Consider the following 6,278-nt stretch of genomic DNA (forward strand, 5'->3'; position numbering starts at 1 on the left):
GTGCTCCTCTACGGCCCACCCGGAACCGGGAAGACGCTCATCGCAAAGGCGGTCGCCAACGAGACGAACGCGAACTTCATCTCGGTTCGTGGCCCGCAACTGCTCTCGAAGTGGGTCGGTGAGTCGGAGAAGGCGATTCGGCAGACGTTCCGCAAGGCGCGGCAGGTCTCGCCGACCATCATCTTCTTCGACGAGTTGGACGCACTCGCACCAGCCCGTGGCAACGATATGGGTAACAACGTCTCCGAGCGCGTCGTCAACCAGCTCCTGACGGAGTTAGACGGACTCGAAGACACCGGGAACGTCATGGTCATCGCGGCGACGAACCGCCCGGACATGATCGACCCCGCACTCATCCGCTCGGGTCGCTTCGACCGTCTCGTGCTCATCGGCCAACCCGAAGAGGAGGGTCGCGAGCAGATTCTCGACATTCACACCCAGTCGAGCCCGCTCGCGCCCGACGTGAGCCTCCGCGAAATTGCGGAGATAACCGACGGCTACGTCGGTTCGGACCTCGAATCCATCTGCCGCGAGGCCGCCATCGAGGCCCTTCGGGAGAACGACGACGCCGAAGAAATCGAGATGCGGCACTTCCGCAAGGCGATGGAGTCGGTCCGGCCGACCATCACCGAGGACCTCATGCGGTACTACGAAGAGATTCAAGACCAGTTCAAGGGCGGCACCCGCGAGGGCCTCTCGCCCGACACGCGCGACGGCCGTATCGGCTTCCAATAGGTCGCCGCCGTCGTATCGCCGTCGGATTTTTGCACTGATTGGTTGGTCGCGATTCCGTGTTCAATGTGTCAGAGACGCATCTGTGCCGAGGCACGTAGAAAGCGAGAAAACGGGAAAACGGAACCGTACCGAAAATCGTCGGTCGAGTTAGAACAACAGCGAGTCGTCGTTGTCGATCATGTAGAGCGTCCGCGCAGCAACGTTGACGGCGTGGTCGCCGATGCGTTCGAGGTCGCGAACCGTAAGCAGGAGTCGGCGCACGTCGATGAGGAAGTCCTCGGGTTCGAGGTCGCTATCGCCTTCGAAGTCGTCGCCGGACATGAGGTCGCGGACGATGCTCTGGGAGGCTTCGTCACACATCGCGTCGACGCTATCGTCGCGCTCGGCAACGGAGTGACACAGTTCCGTATCTTCGCTCTCGTAGGCGTCCATCGCCTGGTCGACCATATCGAGGGCAGCGTCACCGATGCGCTGGATGTCAACTTCCGTGTACACGTCGTGTTCGGCGTCAATTGCGTACTGCGCGAGGTTGGTCGCGAGGTCGCCGATGCGTTCGAGGTCGGTGATAATCTTGAACGATGCCGTGATGAACCGGAGGTCGCCTGCGACTGGCTGTTGGAGTGCTAGCAGGTCGATACAGTCCTGTTCGAGGTCGAGGTAGATTCGGTTGATTTCGCGGTCCCCCTCGATAACCTCCTGTGCTTTCTGTTCGTCTTTGTCTTCGAGTGCGTCGAGGGCGAATCGGACCCGTTCAGCGACGAGTTCGCTGAGGTACAACACGTCCTCTTCGAGTTCTCGGAGGCGTGATTGGTACGTGTTTCTAGCCATATGTGGTGTTCCGAGAGGAGGCATCAAATTCCTTGTGATGGGTTGAGTATGTGTCACAAGGACAACAATTGATTCGAACAATCCGATGCTCGATGAGATGGTGACAAACAGAATGAGCGAAACCGGAACTGAGCCGAACGTACAGACTGGGCTGACGGTCGATGCCACGGTCGAAGACCGCCTGATAGTTCGATTCGTGCGAGTCGCGGGCGCGGCGTTATCCGAATTTACCGGTGATGTAGTCTTCGACGCGCTGGCTTTCGGGGTTCTCGAAGATTTTCTGCGTGTCGTCGAACTCGACGAGTTCGCCGCCGGTGAGGAACACGGCGGTCTTGTCGGAGATACGCGCGGCCTGTTGCATGTTGTGAGTAACGATGACGACCGTGTAGTCCTCGGCGAGTTCCTCGACGAGGTCTTCGATTTGTGAGGTCGCAACCGGGTCGAGTGCGGACGCCGGTTCGTCCATCAAGAGGACTTCCGGGTCGGGTGCAATCGCGCGGGCGATGCAGAGACGCTGTTGTTGCCCGCCGGACAGGTCGAGACCGGATTCGTGGAGGCGGTCTTTGACTTCGTCCCAGAGGGCGGCGCGCTTGAGCGACTTCTCGACGATTTCGTCGTAGTCGCCGTCGATTCCCTGAATCTTCAGGCCGTAGATGACGTTCTCGTAGATGCTCTTCGGGAACGGGTTCGGCTTCTGGAACACCATTCCGACGCGGCGGCGAAGTGCGACCGGGTCAACATTATCGTCGTAAACGTTCTTGCCGCGGAGGGTGAGGTCACCTTCGACGTGGGCAACGTCGATGAGGTCGTTCATGCGGTTGATACACCGGAGGAACGTCGATTTCCCACAGCCAGAGGGACCAATCATCGCGGTCACGCTGTTTTCGGGAATCTCCATCGAGATGTCGGTGAGCGCGTGGTCGTCACCGTACCAGACGTTGATGTCTTCCGAGCGAATGACGGTCTCCGGCTCGTGGGTTACCGACTCCTCCGACGCCGAGAGACCCTCGCTTACGTCCGTCTGTACGAGCATCTCGTCGTTCGTCGGGTCCTCTGTTCCGGTCATAGCTGACTGTTCTATCTCGGTTGCTTTGTCTCTTTGGCTCATTGGTTTCACTTAACTTTCGCTTTCGAACTTGTTCCGGAGGACGATGGCGATGGAGTTCATCGCGAGGAGCACGACGAGCAACACGACGACGCCTGCCGGGACGGCCTTCGTGTAGAAGTCTTCACTCGCGAACAGACTCGACCATGCGTACACCTGCAGGGGCATCGCACTCACCTTGGAGGAGAGTTCGGTCGGGAGACTGAACACGACGCTCGGTGCACCAATCATGATAAGCGGTGCAGTCTCACCGATAGCGCGGCCCAACGCGAGAATCGTCCCGGTCAGGATACCGGGGAATGCTTCGGGGATGACGACGTTCTTGACGGTTTGCCAACGAGTCGCACCCATCCCGTAGGACGCCTGTCGGAGGTCACCCGGAACAGCCCGAATCGCCTCTCGGGAGGAGATGATGACGATGGGCAGAATGAGCAGTGCGAGTGTCGCACCGCCGATGAGAACGGTCCCCGTAGACTGTCCGAGGTACGTGACGAACACGCCGAGTCCGAGCAGTCCGTAGACGACGGAGGGGACACCGGCGAGATTCGAGATGTTGACGTCGATAAAGCGGGTGAAGGTGTTGTCAGGAGCGTACTCTTCGAGATAGACTGCCGCACCAACGCCAATCGGGAACGAGAGCGCGGCGACTGTGGCCATGAGTAGGATGGAGCCGCCGATAGCGGGATAGAGACCGGCATTCTCGGCAGACCCGCTGTGGGGACTCGTGAGGAAGTGCCAGTTGACCCACGACTGTGGTCCGGCGAACCCGAGTATGTCGACGGCCGCCGCACCGACCAGCGAACCGACAATGACGGTTGCTGCGAAGAGGAGGCCGATTCGTTCCTGTTCACGGGTGAGCGCCGCGCCGCCAGCGTACGTTGCGGTGGGAACGAACGCGACGGTGGTGACGACGACGAGGGCGTTCGCATCGATACCCAGGAATGGGCCAACGAGTGCTGCGAGACCCGTCAGACCGAGCGCGGCGACACCGGCGAGCAGTCCTGCGGTGGTGTCTTCGCGGATTCGTGCGACGTATCGACTGACCGCGAGTGCGACCACGCCACCGAGAACGAGAGTGAGGATGACCCATTCGGTCGGAACCACCGGGGCTTTTTGGACGAGTTCCGGCACGCTGTGAAGGTAGCCCGGAACACCGAACAGCGAGAGGAAAAAGGCCGCACCCGTCACGGCGACACGTGGGGTGAACGAAATCTTGTTTTCGTACTTCGTCAGGACGACGGTGAGCGCGGCGGGAATTGCGAGTCCGATGGCGTACGAGAGTCCAGTGAGCGGTGGGATAATATCGATGAACGTGATGGCCATTCCGCCACTGAACAGCAGAGAGACGGCCAACATGCCGACAATCAGACCTCCGAGTTTGAGCGCGGCGGTGTTCCGCCGGTAGAGATATCCGCCGACGAGTATCGTCGGAAGCACGAGCGTCACGAAGAACGTGAGGTGCCATCCGAGGTCGGCGGTAAGCGGTCGAATCGCGTCGTTTGCGACGTAGACGAGGAGTACGGCAAGTGTGACGATGCCGAACATCGTCGCAGCCAACAGCAGATACCGGAAGATAGTTCCTGCCGTTCGGCTGACCTGACCGAAGCCACCGGCATAGCTGGATTCGGTGTCGGTTGCCATGGTTAGTAGACCTCCCGGTACCGCCGTGTCACGTAGTCGCTGATGACGTTCATGATGAGCGTGATAACGAACAGGACGAGACCGATAGCGAACAGGCTACGGTAGGCCAGTCCGCCGCCGGTGATGTCACCGGTGAGTAGCTTGATCATCGCGGCGGTCATCGGAAGCGCGCCTTCGAGGTAGGACGAGGGGAGGAACGGATTGAGGAACTGCGCTTTCGAACCGGCAGCGACGGTGACGGCCATCGTCTCGCCGATAGCGCGAGAAATCGCGAGGATAAACGAAGAGAAGATACCGGAGAGCGCCGCGGGAACGACAATTCCGGTGGATACGTCGAACTTCGTCGCGCCCATCCCGTAGCCCGCCTGTCGGAGTTCGTCCGGAACGGCGGACATCGCGTCCTCGCTGATGGACGCGACCATCGGGATAATCATGATGCCGACGACGATACTCGCAGAGAGCATGTTGAACGTCCCGATGCTGGGGAAGATAACACTAAGCGCGGGCGTGATGTACAGGATTGCGAAGAATCCGTAGACGACGGTCGGGATTCCGGCGAGAATCTCAAGTGCGGGCTTGAGGATGGAACGGGCCTGCGGACTCGCGTACTCGCTGAGGTAGATTGCCGTCGCAACACCGAGTGGAAGGGCGATGATGCCCGACCCGAAAGTCACCATCAGGGTCGCGGATACGAGTGTGAGGACGCCGAATTCCTGGTTGTGTATGTTCCAAGTCGTTCCTGTGAGGAAGTCGATGAGAGACGCCGTCTCCCCTTTGACACCCATCAGCGGGGCTGTAACGCTGAAGAACTTGGACGCCTCGACGGTGAGGAGTCCAACGATACTGAGTGTCGTCACGACGGATAACGCCGCGCACAGGAAAAAGAACGACCGCGTCAGTAACTCACGCGGCGTGTTCTCCGTATTCCGCGTGAGGTCAGTTTCGAGGTCATCTGTGCTCATTGGATGATATGAATTGTGGGTTGTGAAAAAGCGCTTCGTTAGGCTATTGTGTCGGGAATTCTCTACTTAGCCTCTTCGATGGCCGAGTTGAGCTTGTCGAGCATCTCCTGCTGTGTGTCCTCACTGAGCGGGACGTAGCCGACTTCGTCGGCGACGATTTTCTCATCCGTGGAGTTGTTCAGCCAGAAGCGAGCGAACTCGGCGACGGGCTTCTCTGCGAGGGACTCCTTCGCGGGGTAGGTAAACAGCGGACGCGACAGCGGCGTGTACTCGCCGGAAAGCGCCGTGTCGAGAGACGGTTCGACGTAACCGTCGCCGTTGTCGATGGCGACAGCCTGTACGGTGTCGGTGTTCTCGCTGTAGTAGGCGAATCCCATGTATCCGATGGCGTACTTCGAACCTTTGACACCCTGAATGATGTTGCGGTCCTGTTCGGTCGGAGAGTAATCTTGGCGGTGACCCGGACCTTCCTCGCCGAGGATTGACTCGATGAAGTAGTCGTAGGTACCGGATGCGTCGGTGGGGCCGAAGATTTCGATTTCCTTGTCCGGCCACTCGGAGTTGACGTCTGCCCACGTTTTGGGCTTGGTCTCGGCGGAGAAGATGGTCTTGAGCTGTTCGACGGTAAGACCCTCACCGAGGAAGTCGTTGTCGTTGTTGACGATGACCGTCAGCGCGTCAGTTGCGACCTTGAGTTCGAGGGGGGTGATACCGTTGTTGGAACACTGCTCTTTCTCTTCGGGCTTGATTGGACGCGAGGCGTTGTTGAAGTCCGTCTGTCCGGTACAGAAGTTGTTCGCAAACCCGCCACCGGTACCGGTGGGCTGAGTGGGGACGCTGACCTTCGGGTGTTTTTCCTTGAAGCGCTCGGCCATGGCGGTTGCGGGCGGGGAGACCGGCGAAAACCCGGAAACGCCGCAGGGTGCAGACAGGCCCCGTCCGCCTTCGTTTCCCGACTCCCCCGCTCCACCGGGTTCGCCGCCACCCCAGCCAACCCCGCTGCTTTC

General features: G+C 59.7%; 6 protein-coding genes. 1 reads left to right on the top strand and 5 read right to left on the bottom strand.

The genetic code is table 11. From position 1 onward, the window contains the following. Nucleotides 1-735 (top strand): ATP-binding protein (locus QT222_RS08360; RefSeq protein ID WP_491476901.1); only part of this gene is annotated, 735 nt, incomplete at its 5' end. A 147-nt stretch (nucleotides 736-882) separates the two neighbouring features. On the opposite strand, the gene phoU is transcribed toward QT222_RS08360, so the two are convergent. From phoU to QT222_RS08385, 5 genes are all read right to left on the bottom strand, one after another. Continuing rightward, a complete protein-coding gene (phoU, locus tag QT222_RS08365; RefSeq protein WP_491476902.1) occupies nucleotides 883-1,563 on the bottom strand; it encodes a phosphate signaling complex protein PhoU in 681 nt (226 codons plus the stop codon). A gap of 217 nt (nucleotides 1,564-1,780) precedes the next feature. Further along, nucleotides 1,781-2,629: a phosphate ABC transporter ATP-binding protein PstB gene (pstB, locus tag QT222_RS08370; RefSeq protein WP_491476903.1), complete on the bottom strand. Its 849-nt coding sequence runs from the start codon at nucleotides 2,627-2,629 to the stop codon at nucleotides 1,781-1,783. Between the two features lie 51 nt (nucleotides 2,630-2,680). Continuing rightward, nucleotides 2,681-4,309, bottom strand: a complete 1,629-nt coding sequence (gene pstA / locus QT222_RS08375) for a phosphate ABC transporter permease PstA (protein WP_004059795.1) — start codon at nucleotides 4,307-4,309, stop codon at nucleotides 2,681-2,683. Nucleotides 4,310-4,311: 2 nt separating this feature from the next. Continuing rightward, nucleotides 4,312-5,271 carry a phosphate ABC transporter permease subunit PstC gene (gene pstC / locus QT222_RS08380; protein WP_004059794.1) on the bottom strand — a complete coding sequence of 320 codons (960 nt, stop codon included), beginning with the start codon at nucleotides 5,269-5,271 and terminating at the stop codon, nucleotides 4,312-4,314. Between the two features lie 62 nt (nucleotides 5,272-5,333). Next, nucleotides 5,334-6,278 (bottom strand): PstS family phosphate ABC transporter substrate-binding protein (locus QT222_RS08385; RefSeq protein WP_491476904.1); only part of this gene is annotated, 945 nt, incomplete at its 5' end.

The sequence above is a fragment of the Haloferax sp. s1 genome (assembly GCF_058382125.1).